Annotated in this window: 19 protein-coding genes; 3 read left to right on the forward strand and 16 right to left on the reverse strand. The window is 41.5% G+C overall.

What is annotated here, in order from left to right:
• Positions 1-6 precede the first annotated feature (6 nt).
• From TRESU_RS08605 to larE, 16 genes are all read right to left on the reverse strand, one after another.
• Positions 7-1,365 carry a sensor histidine kinase gene (locus tag TRESU_RS08605; RefSeq protein ID WP_013701863.1) on the reverse strand — a complete coding sequence of 453 codons (1,359 nt, stop codon included), beginning with the start codon at positions 1,363-1,365 and terminating at the stop codon, positions 7-9.
• 3 nt (positions 1,366-1,368) lie between these two features.
• Positions 1,369-2,070: a response regulator transcription factor gene (locus TRESU_RS08610; protein WP_013701864.1), complete on the reverse strand. Its 702-nt coding sequence runs from the start codon at positions 2,068-2,070 to the stop codon at positions 1,369-1,371.
• 3 nt (positions 2,071-2,073) lie between these two features.
• A complete protein-coding gene (locus TRESU_RS08615) occupies positions 2,074-2,988 on the reverse strand; it encodes a hypothetical protein (protein WP_013701865.1) in 915 nt (304 codons plus the stop codon).
• A gap of 73 nt (positions 2,989-3,061) precedes the next feature.
• The gene (locus TRESU_RS08620) at positions 3,062-3,940 is read right to left on the reverse strand and encodes a DNA-methyltransferase (protein ID WP_013701866.1); all 879 of its coding nucleotides are present in this window, start codon (positions 3,938-3,940) and stop codon (positions 3,062-3,064) included.
• 1 nt (position 3,941) lies between these two features.
• Positions 3,942-4,472 carry a hypothetical protein gene (locus tag TRESU_RS08625; RefSeq protein ID WP_013701867.1) on the reverse strand — a complete coding sequence of 177 codons (531 nt, stop codon included), beginning with the start codon at positions 4,470-4,472 and terminating at the stop codon, positions 3,942-3,944.
• Positions 4,473-4,480: 8 nt separating this feature from the next.
• Complete coding sequence (locus tag TRESU_RS08630) at positions 4,481-4,951, reverse strand: restriction endonuclease (protein ID WP_013701868.1); 471 nt, start codon at positions 4,949-4,951, stop codon at positions 4,481-4,483.
• 21 nt (positions 4,952-4,972) lie between these two features.
• Positions 4,973-5,833, reverse strand: coding sequence for a type II restriction endonuclease (locus TRESU_RS08635; RefSeq protein ID WP_013701869.1), 861 nt, complete (start codon positions 5,831-5,833; stop codon positions 4,973-4,975).
• A 10-nt stretch (positions 5,834-5,843) separates the two neighbouring features.
• Positions 5,844-6,383, reverse strand: coding sequence for a hypothetical protein (locus tag TRESU_RS08640; protein ID WP_013701870.1), 540 nt, complete (start codon positions 6,381-6,383; stop codon positions 5,844-5,846).
• Positions 6,384-6,395: 12 nt separating this feature from the next.
• Positions 6,396-7,292, reverse strand: coding sequence for a DNA adenine methylase (locus TRESU_RS08645; RefSeq protein WP_013701871.1), 897 nt, complete (start codon positions 7,290-7,292; stop codon positions 6,396-6,398).
• 323 nt (positions 7,293-7,615) lie between these two features.
• On the reverse strand, positions 7,616-7,891 hold the full coding sequence (locus TRESU_RS08650) for a hypothetical protein (RefSeq protein ID WP_013701872.1): 276 nt from the start codon (positions 7,889-7,891) through the stop codon (positions 7,616-7,618).
• A 98-nt stretch (positions 7,892-7,989) separates the two neighbouring features.
• On the reverse strand, positions 7,990-8,532 hold the full coding sequence (locus TRESU_RS08655; RefSeq protein ID WP_013701873.1) for a fasciclin domain-containing protein: 543 nt from the start codon (positions 8,530-8,532) through the stop codon (positions 7,990-7,992).
• Positions 8,533-8,919: 387 nt separating this feature from the next.
• Complete coding sequence (locus TRESU_RS08660; RefSeq protein WP_013701874.1) at positions 8,920-9,234, reverse strand: hypothetical protein; 315 nt, start codon at positions 9,232-9,234, stop codon at positions 8,920-8,922.
• Positions 9,234-9,650 carry a hypothetical protein gene (locus TRESU_RS08665; RefSeq protein WP_013701875.1) on the reverse strand — a complete coding sequence of 139 codons (417 nt, stop codon included), beginning with the start codon at positions 9,648-9,650 and terminating at the stop codon, positions 9,234-9,236. Before TRESU_RS08665 ends, TRESU_RS08660 begins: the two co-directional genes overlap by 1 nt.
• Before the next feature lie 205 nt (positions 9,651-9,855).
• Positions 9,856-11,235 (reverse strand): nickel pincer cofactor biosynthesis protein LarC, encoded by a 1,380-nt coding sequence (gene larC, locus TRESU_RS08670; protein ID WP_013701876.1) that lies wholly within the window; start codon positions 11,233-11,235, stop codon positions 9,856-9,858.
• Positions 11,232-11,933: a nickel pincer cofactor biosynthesis protein LarB gene (gene larB / locus TRESU_RS08675; RefSeq protein ID WP_013701877.1), complete on the reverse strand. Its 702-nt coding sequence runs from the start codon at positions 11,931-11,933 to the stop codon at positions 11,232-11,234. The genes larC and larB overlap by 4 nt, the downstream gene beginning before the upstream one ends.
• The gene (gene larE / locus TRESU_RS08680) at positions 11,930-13,078 is read right to left on the reverse strand and encodes an ATP-dependent sacrificial sulfur transferase LarE (RefSeq protein WP_013701878.1); all 1,149 of its coding nucleotides are present in this window, start codon (positions 13,076-13,078) and stop codon (positions 11,930-11,932) included. The genes larB and larE overlap by 4 nt, the downstream gene beginning before the upstream one ends.
• Before the next feature lie 438 nt (positions 13,079-13,516).
• On the opposite strand from larE, the gene TRESU_RS08685 reads away from it, so the two are divergent.
• The 3 genes from TRESU_RS08685 (at position 13,517) to TRESU_RS08695 (ending at position 16,993) form a co-directional block, all read left to right on the forward strand.
• On the forward strand, positions 13,517-13,735 hold the full coding sequence (locus tag TRESU_RS08685) for a hypothetical protein (protein ID WP_041612035.1): 219 nt from the start codon (positions 13,517-13,519) through the stop codon (positions 13,733-13,735).
• Between the two features lie 165 nt (positions 13,736-13,900).
• Positions 13,901-14,812 (forward strand): MATE family efflux transporter, encoded by a 912-nt coding sequence (locus TRESU_RS08690; protein ID WP_013701879.1) that lies wholly within the window; start codon positions 13,901-13,903, stop codon positions 14,810-14,812.
• A gap of 318 nt (positions 14,813-15,130) precedes the next feature.
• Positions 15,131-16,993 carry a methyl-accepting chemotaxis protein gene (locus TRESU_RS08695; RefSeq protein ID WP_013701880.1) on the forward strand — a complete coding sequence of 621 codons (1,863 nt, stop codon included), beginning with the start codon at positions 15,131-15,133 and terminating at the stop codon, positions 16,991-16,993.
• The last annotated feature ends 37 nt before the right edge of the window (positions 16,994-17,030 follow it).

Raw genomic sequence — 17,030 nt, forward strand, 5'->3', positions numbered from 1 at the left:
CTCTCCTTACACCATCACCGCAAAGCACACGCACGCCTCTCCCTTTTCGTTCATCGCATTTTGCACTTCGATTTTTCCGCCGTGGAGGATTGCGATTGCCTGCGCGATTGAAAGGCCAAGCCCTGAGCCTGCCGTGCTTCTTGAGCGGTCGCCGCGGTAAAGGCGGTCGAAAACGTGGGGAATGTCCTCCCCGCTGATTGCGCCGGTGTTCAGCACGGAGATTTTTATGCGGTCCTCCTCAAGTTTTTCCGTGCAGAGCGTAACCTCGCCGCCTTCCGCCGTGTACTGGAACGCGTTCTGCAGAAGGTTCGAGACGCATCTCATGAGCAGGAGCGGGTCCGCCTTAAAGTTAAAATCCTCCGCGCATTTCTTCTCCACGCTGAATTTTATTTTTTTCTTTTCCGCAAGAAGCGCGAACCGGGCGGAAACATCGTCGGCAAATTTCCAGGCGTTCACGTCCGTAAGCGCAATTTTCATTTCCGGGGACTCAAAGCGGCTCAAGTCCTGAAGATTCCACACAAGTTTTTCTATTATCGTAAGCTCGGAATAAAGGGCCGCAAAACGCTCAGCCGTCGCCTCAAGGACTCCGTCGTTCATTCCCTCGACCTGCATTTTTACCGCAGTAAGCGGAGTGCGCAAATCGTGCGAGATGTCCTGCATCCACTGACGGCGCAAAGTCTCCTCGTGCAGAAGCCGGTTTTTCAGCTTTTTTACCGAATCCAGAATCCTGTCGAACTCGTTCACACCGAGAGCCGGCATATTTTTTTTCATCAGGTCCGGAGACGAAATGTAGTCCGCCAGCGAGCGCGCCTTTTTTGAAAGCACTGTCGAAATAAAAAGCGAAAGCGCAAGCGTGATTGAAACCGCGATTGCGATTCCGGCGAAAAGCCCTTTTTCCATAGTCGAAACAAAAATTCTGTTCGCCTTGTACGCCAGAAACCCAACGTTGTCCGCGCAAAGATAGCCGATTGTCTTGCCGCCGTCTTTTATCTGGACCGGAGAATTAAGAGCCATAAAAGTCGAAAGCGAGCCGACCGATTTTTCAACATCTTCCTGCGTGCTGACCTTTCCTTTTTCAAGAAGCAGAACCGGTTTTTTGTTTCCGTCAAAAATATAGATGTAAAGCGAATCTGTCGTGTAAGGCATCACCGCGTTTTCAAGAGAAGATGAAGAAAGGCTTCCTTCAAGTCTGTATGTCTTTGAGATTGCCGGAAGAATAAGGGCCACAAAGTCGTTTCTTTTTCCAGCATTCCACTCGTTTATGGAACGGCTTACCGCCACCGTAAAAATCCCGGACATTGCGGCAATCAATGCAAACGAAACGGCAACAAAACCTGTAAGAATTCGTACAAAAATTGACTTCATTTTTTACTTTTTTGAATCCGCCTTTATTCCGCTGAACCTGTAGCCGAATCCCCTTACTGTTGAAATCCACTGCTGCCCGATTTTTGAGCGCAGGTTCGCCATGTGGGTATCTATCGTCCGCTCCGAGCCCTCAAAAAAATAGTTCAGGCATTCGCCCAAAAGCTGCTCGCGCGAGACAACCTGCCCGGTGTTCGACGCAAGATACAAAAGAATCTTCCATTCTGTAGACGTAAGTTCAATCGGATTTCCGTCAACGCTAACGCTGTGCCTGCCTTCATCTATAAAAACCGCAGAATTTCCGCTCTGCCATTCGCCCGAAGCCGCGCTTTTTCCGCCGTCAGATTTGCCGGTTCGTCTTAAAAGCGCGTGAACACGAAGAACAAGTTCCTTTGCAGAAAAAGGCTTGCAGATGTAGTCGTCAGCGCCAAGCTCAAAGCCCAGAATCCTGTCAGACTCAGAGTCCTTCGCGGTCAGAAAAATCAGCGGAATGTCACTCGCAGCCCTGATTTCCTTTGCAAGCGCAAAACCGCTTCCATCCGGCAGCATGACGTCAAGAATCGCAAGGTCGCAAGTCTCCCTTTTTACCGCGTCAAGCACTCCTGAAACTCCGCCAAACTCAAGCGTCTTGTAACCGTCAAGCTTAAGGTAGCCGGAAACCGCATCGCGAATCAGAGAGTTGTCCTCAACAATTATCACGCAAGCCATTTTTCAGTTTTCCTTTTTTTCCGCCGCATCAGGCGCGCCATATTGAAAATTCCTAAGGATGATTCCAGAAGAATTCTTCTCCAGCGCAATATTTCCGTTCCAGTCGTAAAAGAATTCTTTTTCAGAAACAACTTTTCCTTCCGCATTTTTAAGCACGGAGCGGATTAAATTGTCCGCAGAAAAAGTCCTTGTCTCCTCGGTTTTAAGGCTTCCGTCCGCGCCCAGCGTCCTTACAGAAACCGCCTTTCCCTTTGAATACGAATAATTCACGCTTTCGTAAAAACCACTTGCGTCATAATTTTTTTCCTGCGCCAAAGAGGAATCCGCATTGTAAAAATACTCAACACGCTTAAAAAGTTTCCCATCCGCATAGAACGAAGAATAATCCTTTATGCGTCCGTCCTCGGTGTAAATGTATTTTTCCGTAAAGTTCAGAGCGCCCGCTGCTGAATAAGTCTTGCATTCAGAAACTTTTGACTTCGCGTTATACGAATATTCCGCGCGCCACTCAACCTCGCCGCTTCCAGAATAAGAAGTTTCAGTTGCCAGAAGCCCCTTTTCGCTGTAGCCGTATGAATAACGCCACTTTACGTTTTTTGAAGAATCAATCCCTGAAATTTCAGAAATTCTTCCGTCGTTCAGAAATTTTCTTTCAACAGAAGTTTTTTCAGAACCGTCGTCGCCAAACTGTTTTTCCCTTAAAATCCGTCCGTCCGCAAATTCAAGAACACTGAACTTTTTAAGACTGTCCGGCGAATTTCCCCTGAATTCCGTAACCACAACCGGCGAGCCATTAAATTTTGAAGATTCCACCAAAGCATTTTTTGAAACTGAAACTGTGCTCTGCGAAAAAACTTTTGCGGCTCCAGCAATAAACACAGAAGCAACCGTAAAATAAAAAAGACGAGATGATTTCATTTTAATCCTCATTGCGTGATTTTCTTCTATTATATAAATGCTGAAAAACGCTTTCAAGATACAAAAAAAAATCCTAAAACGGCAGGTCTACACCAAAGTACGGAGTGTCCTCGCGAATCTCCACAATTCCACGAATCGGCTTGTCGGAATATTTCAGAATTTTATCGCGGTAGTTCTGCCGAATCTGCGGATTTTCAATTTCCTCGCGCCGCGCCTTTGAAAGTTCCAGAAATTCAGTTTCACGGTCGATTCCCAAAAAACGGCGGTTCAAAAGAGAGGCGGCAATTCCTGTTGTGGAGCTTCCTGTAAACGGATCTAAAATCCAGACATTTTCTTTTGTGGAGGCAAGAATAATCCGCGCAAGGAGCGGAAGCGGTTTTTGGGTCGGATGTTTTCCGCAGGATTTTTCCCACTTCGCAATTGCAGGCAGAATCCACAAGTCGCGCATCTGAGTTCCACCGTTGATTTCCTTCATAAGCTCGTAGTTGAAATAATGCGGAACTTTTTTGCTTTTTCTAGCCCACAAGATAAACTCAGTTGAATGAGTGAAAAAACGGCACGAAAGATTCGGCGGCGGATTCGTCTTCGCCCAGGTGACGCAATTCAAAATGCGGAAATCCAGTTCATTCAGCATCAGCGCAACCGAAAAAATGTTGTGGTAAGTGCCCGAAATCCAGATTGTGCCGTCGTCCTTCAAATGCGAGCGACAGGCAGAAAGCCATTTTCGATTGAACTCATTGTCCTTTTCAAAACCGTGAGATTTGTCCCAGCCGCCCTTGTTCACGCTCACCTGCTTTCCAGATTGAACAGAAATTCCTCCATTGGAAAGAAAATAAGGCGGGTCGGCGAAAATCATATCGAACTTGAAATCAAACTGATTTAAAAGCTCAACGCAGTCGCCTTGAAGAAGTGTAAAGTCGCGATTCAGGGATTTGTATAAGGAATGGAGCATTTTATGCTAAATCTTCTTTTTTCAAATCATTCATGAACATATTGCGTCCAGACCAGTTCCAATATGAAATATCTTCTGATATAAAAAGCCATTTTATAGCTAATAGAATAATTATTATTGGGTGTTTATTACCTTCAAAATCTTTGAATTGCACATTTTTTAGTTTTGAAAAATTATAAGTATCAACATTGAAAATTTTATTTATTTCATCTTTTACAAATGGATAATCATCTGGAAAATGCTTTTTTGCATAATGTAAAGCATTTTCTATGTCATCAAAACTAGGATTTATATATCTTCTATTCTTTTTGAAATAAAGACCTCTTATATTAACTGTGAAATCAAATCCTTTTTTAAAAACTCCTGGTCGTTTTAAGACTATTTTATAATCACCATATTTTTCAACATTATATTCATACCTTGAAGTTTCTTCTGATGAACCAGCCGATTCTTTTAGAAATTCGATAACAACTTTTTTTCTAATATCAGCTCTACTTTGAGCCATTATTTCATATAAATCTATTATGTTCATAAAATTTCCTAATTTATGTTTTTAAAACGTGAAAAATCATCTGCTAAGTATTTGTTAAACTTGTCTTTTGGATATTCTTTTTTTTCTCCATTTTCATCAGTTTTGCACCCATTAAACCAAATGCTTCTCTTTCCAGAATTTTTTCCAGCTTTGTTTGTTACACATTCTTTTAAGAATTCTTCTGATGACATAATCCACTTTTTTTGTAAACGCTCAGAATAAAAAACAAAAAAATAATTTTCTCTTTTTTCATGCTCCAATGCAGCGAATAAAGCAGCGTCTCCCATTTTTACATCATTTGATCTAGCTTTTATTTGAACTTCAATGAAATGTCCATTATCTTGACGTATTACACAATCAATTCCATCATCATCAACTAAAGGAACATAACAATCTAAACCTTCCTTTAACATTAAACCTATTATGTAATATTCTATTCGCTTTCCAAAACCCGCACTATGTCTAAATGTAAATGACATCTTATTAAACTTCCTCCCCTTTTATCCAAACACTTTTCCAACCACACCGTTTTCCATGTCTTTTATGCAGTAGATATTCTCCATCACATCGAATGTTTCCTCAAGGTTATGCCGTGCGCTTTGCCAGCCGTTTCCGTCTGTAAACCAGACAAAAGTTACTCCGCTTATCGTGTCAATTTCGCCTGATAAAGTTTTGTAGCTTCTTGCAGTTTCATTCAGTTTTGAGCCGCCACTTCCGTAGAAATTCGTTTCAACAACATAAATTTGTTTTTCAGTCTTTACAACAAAATCGAACCGTTTTTCCATTTTTCCATGATTTGAGATTGCGGATAAATCAACATTCCATTTTTCCGTGATTTCATGAATATACATTTCTTTAAAATAATTTTTATCCTTTTCAAATCCAGCTTTTTTTATATAGCTTTCAACTAAGTCTTCCATAAGATGGCCGCCGCGATTTTTTCTGCCATTTGAATCAAGTCCGGTTTCAACGCCTGTAACATAATCAACGAGATTATTCACAAGATGGTTCTGTAAAAGGTCAAAGAGTCCGGACTTTTTCATAAAATCAGAATATTCAGAAACAGTTTGCTTTGAAGTCGAAAAATCAAAAACAAAGCTTCCATTTTCATCAGAAACTGAAATTTCAGAATTGCGGACGGCCAAAAGAATTGGAATGCACTTCAAAGTCTCTGGATATTTTGAAAGAATATTTTCAAAGTCTTTTTCAATTGACTTTGAGCCAATCAGAGAATTTAAAATATTCAGCTCAATTTTTATATTCTCAACATTTCCATAAACTTTTCCAAAGTCGATATAATAGGAATAAGTTGCAATGCTGTCTCGAAAAGTTGAAAGCCACTCTGTGAAATTTCGTTTCATAAAACCTCTCTTAATTAAAAAAGTTTGACAAATCCTCTTTTTTCCGCTTTTTATTTGAAATCATTTTTACTTTATCTACATTAAATAAAACAAATTCTTCGCCAGTTGTGCATGGATCGAAATAGCGGATTCCGTCAAAGCCAAGTCTTAACGTGTTTTTGTTCAAATAGTTTTTATCTGATGATTTTCCATATTTTGCAATTGCTTCCTTTTCAAACTCTTCAAATTTTTTTGGTTCTGTTAAATCGATGAAATTTGGACTGCCTTGGTAAATTTCAACTTCATCTCCAAATTCTCCTTCGCCATTATAAAAGTTATGAACAGCATTTTTATCTTTTCCAAGGTATAACCCCTTGCCAACTCCAATCTCTGAAGTTCCGCCGGTGGCATGATAAAAAATATCATCTTTATAATTCCTTGTTTTAGCAATGTCTTTCTTGAATTTACTTTTTGCATAATCATCATTGTCTGGATTACCGATTTCTGAAATAAAAATCTGTTTGTATTCAGGAAGATTAAAAAGTTCTTCTGCAGTAAATCTATATTTCATTTTTATTCTCTCCTAGAAAACCGATGCAATATTGCTTATTAAAAGCTCGCTGATTGCCCCGCGTTTTTTTGCGTTTGAATTTATCATTCTTGAAGCTGTGATTCTTTCGATTTCAAAATTTGAATACAAGTCATCAAAAAAATTGTCTTCCTTGTTTGTATTTTTTGGGTCGGAGTTGCTTGCAAGAACCTTCGCGCCTTTGCTGGAAATTTCAGTTATAAATTTTCCAAGTTCGAGTTGCTCTTTGTCGGAAAAGTTATTTTCTGAATACGACGTGAACGCGGAAGTTTGCGTTAGAGGTCGATACGGCGGGTCAAGATAAACAAAAGTTTCTGAATCAATAAAATTCTTACAGTCGGAATAATCGCCGGTTTTCATCTGCACATTCTGCAAAAGTTCTGAACACGCTCTTAGATTTTCTTCATCACAAATAAGCGGATTTTTTGCATTGTTGAACGGAACATTGAATTCGCCTCTTTTGTTCACGCGGTAAAGTCCGTTGAAGCATGTTTTGTTCAGGAAAATAAATAGCGCGGCTTTTTCAAGATTTTCAGCATCGTTTCTGTTTATTTTTAGTTCGTTGTAGCGAAGGCGTTTTTCATAAAAAAGAATTTTGTTTTTTTCCAAAGACTGACTTTTATAGTCCTGTTGAAGTTCAGAAAGTTGTTCTATCAAAAGATTGCAATCAGTTTTTATCTGCAAATATGTTTTTATCAGTTCCTCATTCACATCGTTCACAAGAACTTTTTCCGGGCGGCATTTTTGAAGCACATCAAACAGCACAGCTCCACCGCCGACAAACGGCTCGCAGTATTTTTTTATTCGGTGAGGATAATGTTTTCTGATTTCTGGCAGAAGCTGAGTTTTTCCGCCTGCCCATTTTACAAAAGGATGTGCTGTGCTTTGCATAAAATTACTATACACGTTTTTTGGTAAAACTTCCATAGGAATTTGCAAAACGAAGTTTTGCGGCATGAGCGTAATCTGCAAAGCAGATGAAGCGAACGCACGTTAGGGATTGTAGGGGCACGCCGCAGGCGTGTTCCGAAGCGTAGCGAAGGAATGGAGGCGAAAGCCGTAACCCCGGAAAGCCCGACCCATGCGGCGGTTGAGTTTATCGAAACCAAAGCATGGGTAACGCCCAAATAAAAAAAACAGCAGAACCGGATTGGAGACTTGATCCGGCTCCGCTGAAAAAAAGGATGGATTTTTGTTGTATTTAAAGATGATTTCTACTGTGCGACTGGAGCAGAAACATCGTTGTTCTGTGGAAGTTCCTCCTGAACGGCGGCTGGATTTTCACCCTGCAGAGCGTCCTGTCCGGAAAGATTTTCTTCTGCCGGAGTTTCAGCTGGAACTTCTGCCTGTGGCACGCTGTCCAATTCATGCTGAACCGGAGTTGTTTCCTGTGCGGCAGGCGCATTCTTGTTTGTTCCGGCGCAAGAGAACATCATTGCGGCGAATCCAATCATTGATACGGCGATAAAATCTTTTTTTGTTGTTTTCATAGTTTTCCTCTTGTTTTATAGTTTCTTTTGTCAGTGCCGGGCTTGAGCCGGCAATCCTGGTTACCGATTTTTTTCTACTCTGCAAGCGCTACAGAAGTTTACTCGCTGAAGTTGTTTGCAAGGCGAAGAACCGCGACCTTATCATCCGCGCTTTCTGCAAGACCTGCGACTTCAACGTTGTTTATAAGAACCGCAGAATCCTTCACTTCAACCGAGAGTGTTTTGCCTGAAAGTGTCTGAACGGAACTCTTTGCCTCAAGGTTTTCCTTTGTGAGTTTTTCAGGAACGATGTAGTCGGAAATGCTCTGGGTGATTTTTCCTGTGTCGGCGATTGCGTCAATCGGGGCAAGAACTGTAACGCCGGAATCAGATGCGACTTTCTGGATTTTGTCGGAAGAGTTTTTTAGGATGTTGGCAAAGATTTTTATTCCGTCAACTTCTTCAATCGACTTTGAGATTTCCTGAGCGGAAAGAGTTTTGTCCGCTGCGTTTTCAGAAAGAGCTTCCTGATTTGCACCTGCCTCGGTGTTTGGTTTTGCGTTAAGCCCGTCGAGCACCGATGAAGAAGAATTGAATTCCTGCGCAAAAAGCGCAGCCGCGACCAATGCCGATACACAGAAAGTTAAAACTGTCTTTTTCATAGATTTTTCCTTGTCATAAAACAGAAAGCTTTTGCAACGGACTTTGACGCTCAGGCATCTGTTCCATCCCCCTCTCTGCTTTTGACATCGCCATAGTAGAATTCCTGTTTCAAGATTTTCTTTCGGAAATGTCAAGATTGTGTGAAGATTTAAGAGAAATGAGGAAAAATAAAAAAACAGCCCCTGCTATAAGACAGAAGCTGCCTGAAAAAATCAAATCCATGTGAACAAATCCGCAACACGCAAGTGAGAAATCCACATCCACGCATTGCGAATTAAAATATCACAGGACAAAACCAAAAGAAAACATAGAATGAGATAAAAAAAACGTTTCATATCAAAATGAAGTTTTCTGCAAGTCAACTGTCATTTTCCAAAGTTCTTATCTTATTCCTTATGATTTTTTAGATTCCGCAATGCAAGAACTGCAAAAAGCGCGGCTCCGCACAAGGCGACAATCACTCCTAGAACAGAATCCTCTTTGCTTATTTCCAAAAATGGCTCGCCTCCCAAAACGTTCGCAATTCCGTCTACGCTCCACATTATTGCGGCAGCCCAAAAAGCGAGCGCTGTTGTAAAAAGAGGCTTGGTAAATTTTCTTAAGCGGGAAGTTTTTGGATTTTCCGCGCCGTCATTTTTTTTTGAGACAAAGAACAGCACGGAAAACACAATCGCCGCGGCAACTGCAATCAGAAGGCACATCAGACAGCCGCCCCGGAAAGTCCAATTCCGTCTGCTGATTTTTTCTTCAGATTTTTCACTAATGCCGAGATTCCGATTCCTGCCGCCCAGACCACAGTTGTAAGCAGAGCCATTCCAACTCCTACGGTCGCCATTTCACGCAGCATTTCAGGAATTTCAGCCGGATTTTTCATTGCCGTTAAAAATGGCGGAACAAGGCTGATTTCACCGTGATACAAATGCTCGACTGCAAGAAGAAAACTTCCGCCGTAAAGCATTTTCTCAAGGATTCTGAATTTTTCTTTAAGCACTGCGATTTTCTGATTTTTCGTCATTTCCGCCTCATTGATGACAGAATCCGCATTACGCTTAAAAGCAATTTTCTTAACGGCTGTAAGAACAACAGCCTCCGCCAAAGGAACAGTAAAACACGCCATAATTTCCTCCCAAAAAAGACTCAATGAGAAAACTTCAATTTTCGATTTGAGTTTTTTAGTTTTTTCGCAACGCAGTGAACTCGCAACGCAAGTTTCCAGCGAAAACAACAGTTGATATATAAGTTTGCAACACAAACTTGTAAACAAAAACCTTGACGCTATCTTGGGCAAAGTTTTTGTTATTCCTCCTAATTTTTATGAAATATCATTTAGTACAAGCGCACTCATTCACAATTTTGTTGTAGACTTCGCCGAATGGCTTTTTTGTTTTTTGCGCAATCCGCGAAACTCTTTCGTATTCCGGATAAAAACGTTTTTCGCCGTACACGTCCACGACTTTCACTTCCGCCTTTTCTCCAAAAACTTCTACCGAACACTCCGAACGAGCAAGGCAGGTACGTTCCATTTGCGACATTCTGATTCCGATTGTCGTTGTATGCATAAAAATGATTTTTTCCATTTTCGCCGCATCTTCAAGCCTGCAAAGCACAACCAGAAGCCACGCCGGCCGGTTCTTTTTCATAAAGCACGGAAGATAGTGAACATCAAGCGCACCCGATGCAAAAAGCTCGTCCATCACAAAGCCCAATGCCTCGCCGGTTGAATCGTCAATGTTCGTCTCAAGTTTTATAATCTTGTCGTGAAAAGCGGAAGTAAGCTGATTTTCAGGATTGTTTTTTTCCTCCGTTTCAACAAGCATCGCACGAACAATGTTCGGAACGCCGTAATCCCGTTTCCCTGCTCCCATTCCGATTTTTTTAAGCACAAAATTTTTCGGCAGACTAAATTCCGTTGCAACCGCAGCAACAAAAGCCGCCCCAGTCGGAGTAACAAATTCGCCGCGCTCCCCAGTTATTTTTAGCGGAACGTAATATTCCTGCATAATGTTCGCGACCGCCGGAACTGGAACAGGAAGAATTCCGTGCTGACATCTTACAGTTCCCGTTCCCTCGCACAAAAACGGAACAAAAACTTTTTCAACGTGAAGGCTGTAAAAGCAGACCGCAAGCGCAATCACGTCAACGACAGAATCGACCGCGCCGACCTCATGAAAGTGAACTTCCTCAACCGGCTTTGAATGAGCCTTGCTTTCCGCCTGTGCGATTATCTCAAAAATTTTATGCGCAAGTTTCCGCGCGTTTTCTGTCATCTCTGTCTTGTCGATTATTTCAAGAACGTCATGCAGATTCCGGTGCTCGTGGTTATGAACTTGTTCATAGTGAACTTGTTCACCGTGATGAATTTCATGCTGTGCCGCGTGAGAATGTTCTTCTGCCTCAGAATGATGATGGGTATGCCCGTGGAAATGTTCGCCATGCCCATGATTATGTTCCGCGCTCTCATGTCCAAAAAGATAGTTCATGTCGTGATCGTGGTTTTCGTGTTCTGAATCCAAAATCACATTGAAATCAAGGCAGAAAACGCCGTTTTTTTCCACGCGCTTTATTTCAGTTTTAAATCCTTTTACCGGAATGCTCGCCAAAGCCTTTTCAAGAGCCGTTCTGTCCGCACCTGCATCAAGCAAAGCTGCAACCGCCATGTCGCCTGAAATTCCATAGTTACATTCAAGATATAAATCGCTCATTTTCCACCTGCCTGATTTTTTACGCTTCCACCGATTGCAAGACGGTTTATCTGCGTCGCGATGTAGCCAGCACCGTAGCCGTTGTCTATGTTCACAACGCTGATTCCGTTTGCACACGAGTTTATCATTGACAAAAGAGCCGAAATTCCGCCCAAATTCGCGCCGTATCCCACCGAAGTCGGCACTGCAATAACAGGAACACTCACCAAGCCGCCAACAACGCTTGCAAGCGCGCCTTCCATTCCGGCAATCGCGACAACGACATTCGCCTTTTCAAGTTTTTCAGTCTGAGAAAGCAGCCTGTGGATTCCAGAAACGCCGACATCAAAAATGCGCTCGACATACGAGCCGAAAAATTCCGCAGTCTGGGCAGATTCTTCTGCAACAGGAATGTCCGCAGTTCCAGCCGTGCAGACCGCAATGTTTCCAATAAGTTTTTTCTTTTCGCCCTGAACTTTTATAATTCTTGAAACGCTGTCGTAAGTCGCCTGCGGAAGAATTTCCTTTACAAGCTCAAACTGCTCTTGCGTTGCACGAGTTCCAAGAACTTCGCCATTCGCTTCAAAAAGCCTTGAAAAAATATCTTTCAAAAACTCATTTCTTTTTCCATGGCAAAAAACAACCTCGCCAAATCCAGTCCGCTCTTTTCGTCCTGTGTCGAGCTTTGTAAATCCCAAGTCGTAAAAGGAATCTTTCATTTTAAAGCCTCGTTCATTGCGCCGGTTCTGTAGCCCTGCAAGTCAAGCGAAACGTACAAGAAGCCAAAACTTTTTAATGCACCCATAATTTCTTCCCGGAGCAAAAATGCCTTTTCCATTTCCGCAGGGGAAACTTCGATTCTTGCAAGGTTTTCACCGTGGATTCTTACCCTAAGCTGACAAAATCCTTTGTCGAGCAGAAACTGTTCCGCTCTGTCAACCATCAAAAGTTTTTTCTCGCTGATTTCTTCGCCATAAGGAAAGCGCGAAGAAAGGCACGCGAACGACTGCTTTTTCCAAGTCGGAAGATTCATTTCCTTTGAAAGCGCGCGGATTTCTTCCTTGTATAAATTGCAATAACGCAGCGGACTTTTTACACCGAGTTCCGCAACCGCCTGCAAGCCAGGCCGATAATCTCCGTTGTCATCCATATTACTTCCCTCGCACACAAAAGTTATTTTATTTTCTTTTGCAAGCGCAATGATTTTTGTAAAAATCTCTTTTTTGCAGAGATAGCAACGGTTCTTTGGATTGCGGCGGAATTCCGGAATATCAAGCTCCTCAGAATCCACACTTATATGACGGATTCCTTCTTTTTTACAAAATTCTTCCGCCTCGTCTGCCTCGCGCTTTGGGAAACTACAGGATTTCGCCGTAACAGCAACCGCATTTTCGCCAAGAACATCGTGCGCTACTTTCAGCAAAAACGTTGAGTCGACTCCGCTCGAAAACGCAACAATCACGCTTCCAAGCGAACGAAGATAATTTTTAAGATTTTCAAGTTTTTCGTGGATTTCCTTTTCAGACATAAATTCTCCGTCATCTACAAAATCAGACTCACAGCAAATCCTGTAAAAAATTAAAACAGAATCACGTATACAATATAGAAGAAAAAATGCTTTGTTCCAAGCGCAATTTTTGTCAATCACTTTTTCCTTTCCGCCCAGAACGTCAAGAGCCGCAAGATAAAGCCGCCTGTTCCTGATGTACTCGGAAGGCGTCATCTCCGTCAGAATCTTGAATCCGAGCTGAAAATAAAACGGAGACATAAAGATTTCCGCCACAACGTCATCGGCCGAAATGTCATCCAAAAGATGCGCCTCCATAAAATCAATTGACTTTTTTATCGCCGTAAGCCATTCCATTTTTTTCTCCTTGCTGAAAAAGAATTTGATTCATGCCACGAAAGCACAATAAAAGAATACAGTGGAAACAAAATCTGCTCCTGACATTTTCTGCACAGTTTTGTCATGCGCAAAAGGAAATTTTACGGGCGTTTCCCTCGCTCTGTTTCGGCAAGCTCAACAGCCGTTCGGGTCGGGCGTTCCAGCCTTCGCTAACGCTCATTCTTCCGCTGCACTTTGTTCCGCTACAGAACTTCGGGCTTTCATGCCCTAACGCAAACTCAAAATCAATTATCTTGCCAAAAACATTGACACAATAGTTTCAGAGACAGAAAACACATCGGGCAGCACGTAAAAATTTTCGAATGAGCAAAAAGTGCGCCGGGCAGCAAATGAAATATTTTCGCGCCATCTGCCATACGTTTTCTCAACCGCAAATATCTGCTATAATTTTTTGTTATGATTCCACGGGAGACAATCAACAAGGCGATTGACTACATTCTTCTCCACCTGACCGCGCAGATTAAGGAAATCTACGTGGCGTACCAGAATATGTACAACGTGTGGTTTCCAAAAGACGGCGCAAGATTCGCAGACCGAATGGGATTCGACAAATACATCTACGTGAACGCCGACGCAACCTATATGGAAATCGACCTGTGCTTTCCGGTTGAATAGAAGTTCAAACTGACATTGCCACACTTGATACGACAATCCATTCTAAAAAAGCAAGAATTCATAAGTATTAAATTATTTTCTTCTGTAACATAAGAAGCGTAAACGATTCCGGCTCGCCAAAATCAATTCAAACAATTTTCTCTTGTTTTTTACTTAGAGGTATTTATGAATTCTATGAACGTTGATTCAATCCGCGCGGGAAAAACTCGTACGATTCTGGCTTTTTCGGTTCCGGCGATAATCAGCATGGTGCTCACTTCTCGCATAAACGTGGCGGACGGATTTTTTATGGGAAACTTTATCCACAAGGACGCGATTGCGGTGGCTTCTCTTGTTTCGGCTCTGCTTGGATTCGCTTTTCTTCTTTTTTATTTTCTGAAAAAGGCGCGAGTGTTCAGATTCGTCAGGTTCCGCTTTGACCGCAAAGTTTTCCGCGACACAATGCTCAACGGACTTTCGGAATTCATCGGCGGGCTTTCAATGTGCATCAGCATGGCGGTTTACAACTTTGTGATTATGAGACGGATTGGAGTTGACGGCGTTACGGCGTTTACGGTCGTTGGCTACACAACTTATGTTTTCAGCATGGTTGTGTGCGGATTCGGTCAGGGAATGGCTCCTCTTTCAAGCTTTGTCTACGGCGCAAAAGGAAAACTTCTGGCACGGAACCTTTTTACGCGGACAGTTCTTCTTGTGCTTGCGGCAGGATGCGCGACAGTCGCGCTCGTCGGATTCGGCTCATCACTCTACAGCAGAATTTTTGTGGACGACGTGGCAGTTCAGCAGATGATAAAAAGCGGAATCCTGATTTTCATGTGGAGCTACATTCTCTGCGGACTAAACGCAATCGCCTCGTTCTACTTCACGTCAATCGGAAAAGCGAAAGAGTCGGCGGTGATTTCAAGCGCACGCGGACTTGTGATTCTTCTTGCGGCAATCTTTGTTCTTCCGGCAATTCTTGGCACGAACGGAGTGTGGCTCGCCTCGCCCGCAACTGAAATTCTCACGCTCGCAATCACTCTGTTCTACCTGAAAAAGGACAGAAAGGACATTGACGACGCAAAACAGGCGGAATAATTATAATCCCAAGATGACTTTGCCACGTCCGTTGCATGAAAAAAAATTACGGATGTTGCAAAGTTTTTTCAAATCAAGCAGAATGAATTTTTCCGTTTTCAATAATAAAACCATAGGTATTTTTCTGCGAGCTTCCCTGAATCAATGCGATTTTCAAAATAAAACTCCTTTTTAACATTGCGCTGATAAAATTTTAACTCAATTATGAAGATATTTATAAACAATTATACAGTTTTGGAGTTTTTAATTCTATTCAGTAAATATATTTACAAAAACATTGCCAAGATATATTATCTGCTTTGAAGGTAGAATTTACAAATGAAATCTATAAAAACCATTGTTCTTACATTTTGCATTTCACTCATAGCAGTTGCCAGCATCGGAATAATAGGCACGTTAAAAGTTGGAATTGGAAAAATTCAAAAGTTCAGCACAGAAAGCGTAAGATTTGAGCGAATGAAAGGCTACGATGATTCTGTGAAATTTCAAATCCAAAATGCCATTTCAATTTTAAAGACTTTTTACGAAGAAGAGCAAAACGGAACACTTTCACATGAGCAGGCGCAAAAAGAAGCAATAAAAATTATAAAAAATATCCGCTACGGAGATGACAGTTCCGGCTACTTTTGGATTGACGCAACAGACTGCACACTCATCGCCCATCCAATTCTTCCACAGAACGAAGGTCAAAACCGAAAAAATCTTAAAGACAAAAACGGCGTAACAATAATCAAAAAAATTCTTAGTGTTGTAAATGAAAATAAAGAAGGCGGATTCAGTGAATTTTATTTCACAAAGTCAGACGGAATAACTGTCGCGCCAAAAAGAACATACTCAATGCTGTTCAAGCCGTGGAACTGGATTGTAAGCAGCGGAAATTATTATGACGACATAAACGTTGAACTTCAGCAAATTGAAAATGAAGTTAGAACGCACTTTTCAAAACTTTTGCTTTATATTTTTGAAACAATGGCAGTTGTGCTGGTTGCCGCAATTTTTGTAAGCCTTTTCTTCTCCAAAAAATTTTCCAAGCCGATTGAAGAAACCGCACGCATTCTTGAAAAAATGGCGGCAGGAAATCTTACGCTCAGACTTTCAGCAGAAAAAGGAAAAAATGAAATCAGTAAAATGCGGCGCAGCATAAACGCTTTCACGGAATCCATAAACAAGATGGTCGCAGTTTCAAAGCAAAATATAATTTCATTAAGTAAAGTCGCAGAAAACCTGAATGAAAACAGCTCGGGAATTTCATCAGAAATAAAGCAGATTTCAGACAATTCATCGGAACTTGCAGACCAAGCAAAAACGCAGCTCGAAACAGTTTCACTTACAGTCGACACAATGGGAAAAATGACTTCAATTACAAATCAGCTTTCTGCACAGATTCATGATCAAAACAACGACCTTTCTCAAAGTTCTGCGGCTGTAGAGGAAATGATTTCAAACATAAAATCAATCACTGAAAATATCGATAAATTCGGAAACAGTTTCAACCAGCTTTCTTCAGATTCAGAAGACGGAAAAAACAAAATCGAAAATGTAATCAATCTCATAGAATCAGTTTCTGCTGAATCTAAAAAACTTCTGGATACAAACAAAGTAATTGAGGACGTTGCCCAGCAAACAAATCTTCTTGCCATGAACGCCGCAATTGAAGCCGCTCATGCCGGAGAAGCCGGAAAAGGTTTTGCCGTTGTAGCCGAAGAAATCCGCAAGCTTTCTGAAAGCACAACGAAACAGTCACATTACATAAAACAGACACTTTCTTCAGTAATTGAAAATATAAATGAAGTTACAAATGCGGCAACCAGCGCAGGTCTTACTTTTGGTGAAATCGTAAATCAAATTTCAAGCGATGATTCTTTAATTACAGAAATACGTTCTTCTATGGAAGAGCAGTCAATCGGAAGCAAGCAAATTGTAGATGCGCTTGGAAACATAAAAGAAACAACGCATACTATAATTGAAAATTCAAAGCAAATGAATTCTGGAATTGAAAATGTTGTTGCCCAAGTAAAGGAACTTGAAAATGCCGCTAAGAATTTATCATCAAAAACTGATGAAATAAAAAAGTCTACACAAATAATAAATTCCAATGCAAACAAACTCATCGGCATGGCATCTGAGAACAAAAAATTTGCAAAGGAACTTTCAGTTCAAACAGAAAAGTATATTGTGTAACTAAGTTTTCAAAAGAAGCATACGTTTTAACTTTTCG

It is taken from the genome of Treponema succinifaciens DSM 2489, assembly GCF_000195275.1.
Taxonomy (GTDB): Bacteria; Spirochaetota; Spirochaetia; order Treponematales; family Treponemataceae; genus Treponema_D; species Treponema_D succinifaciens.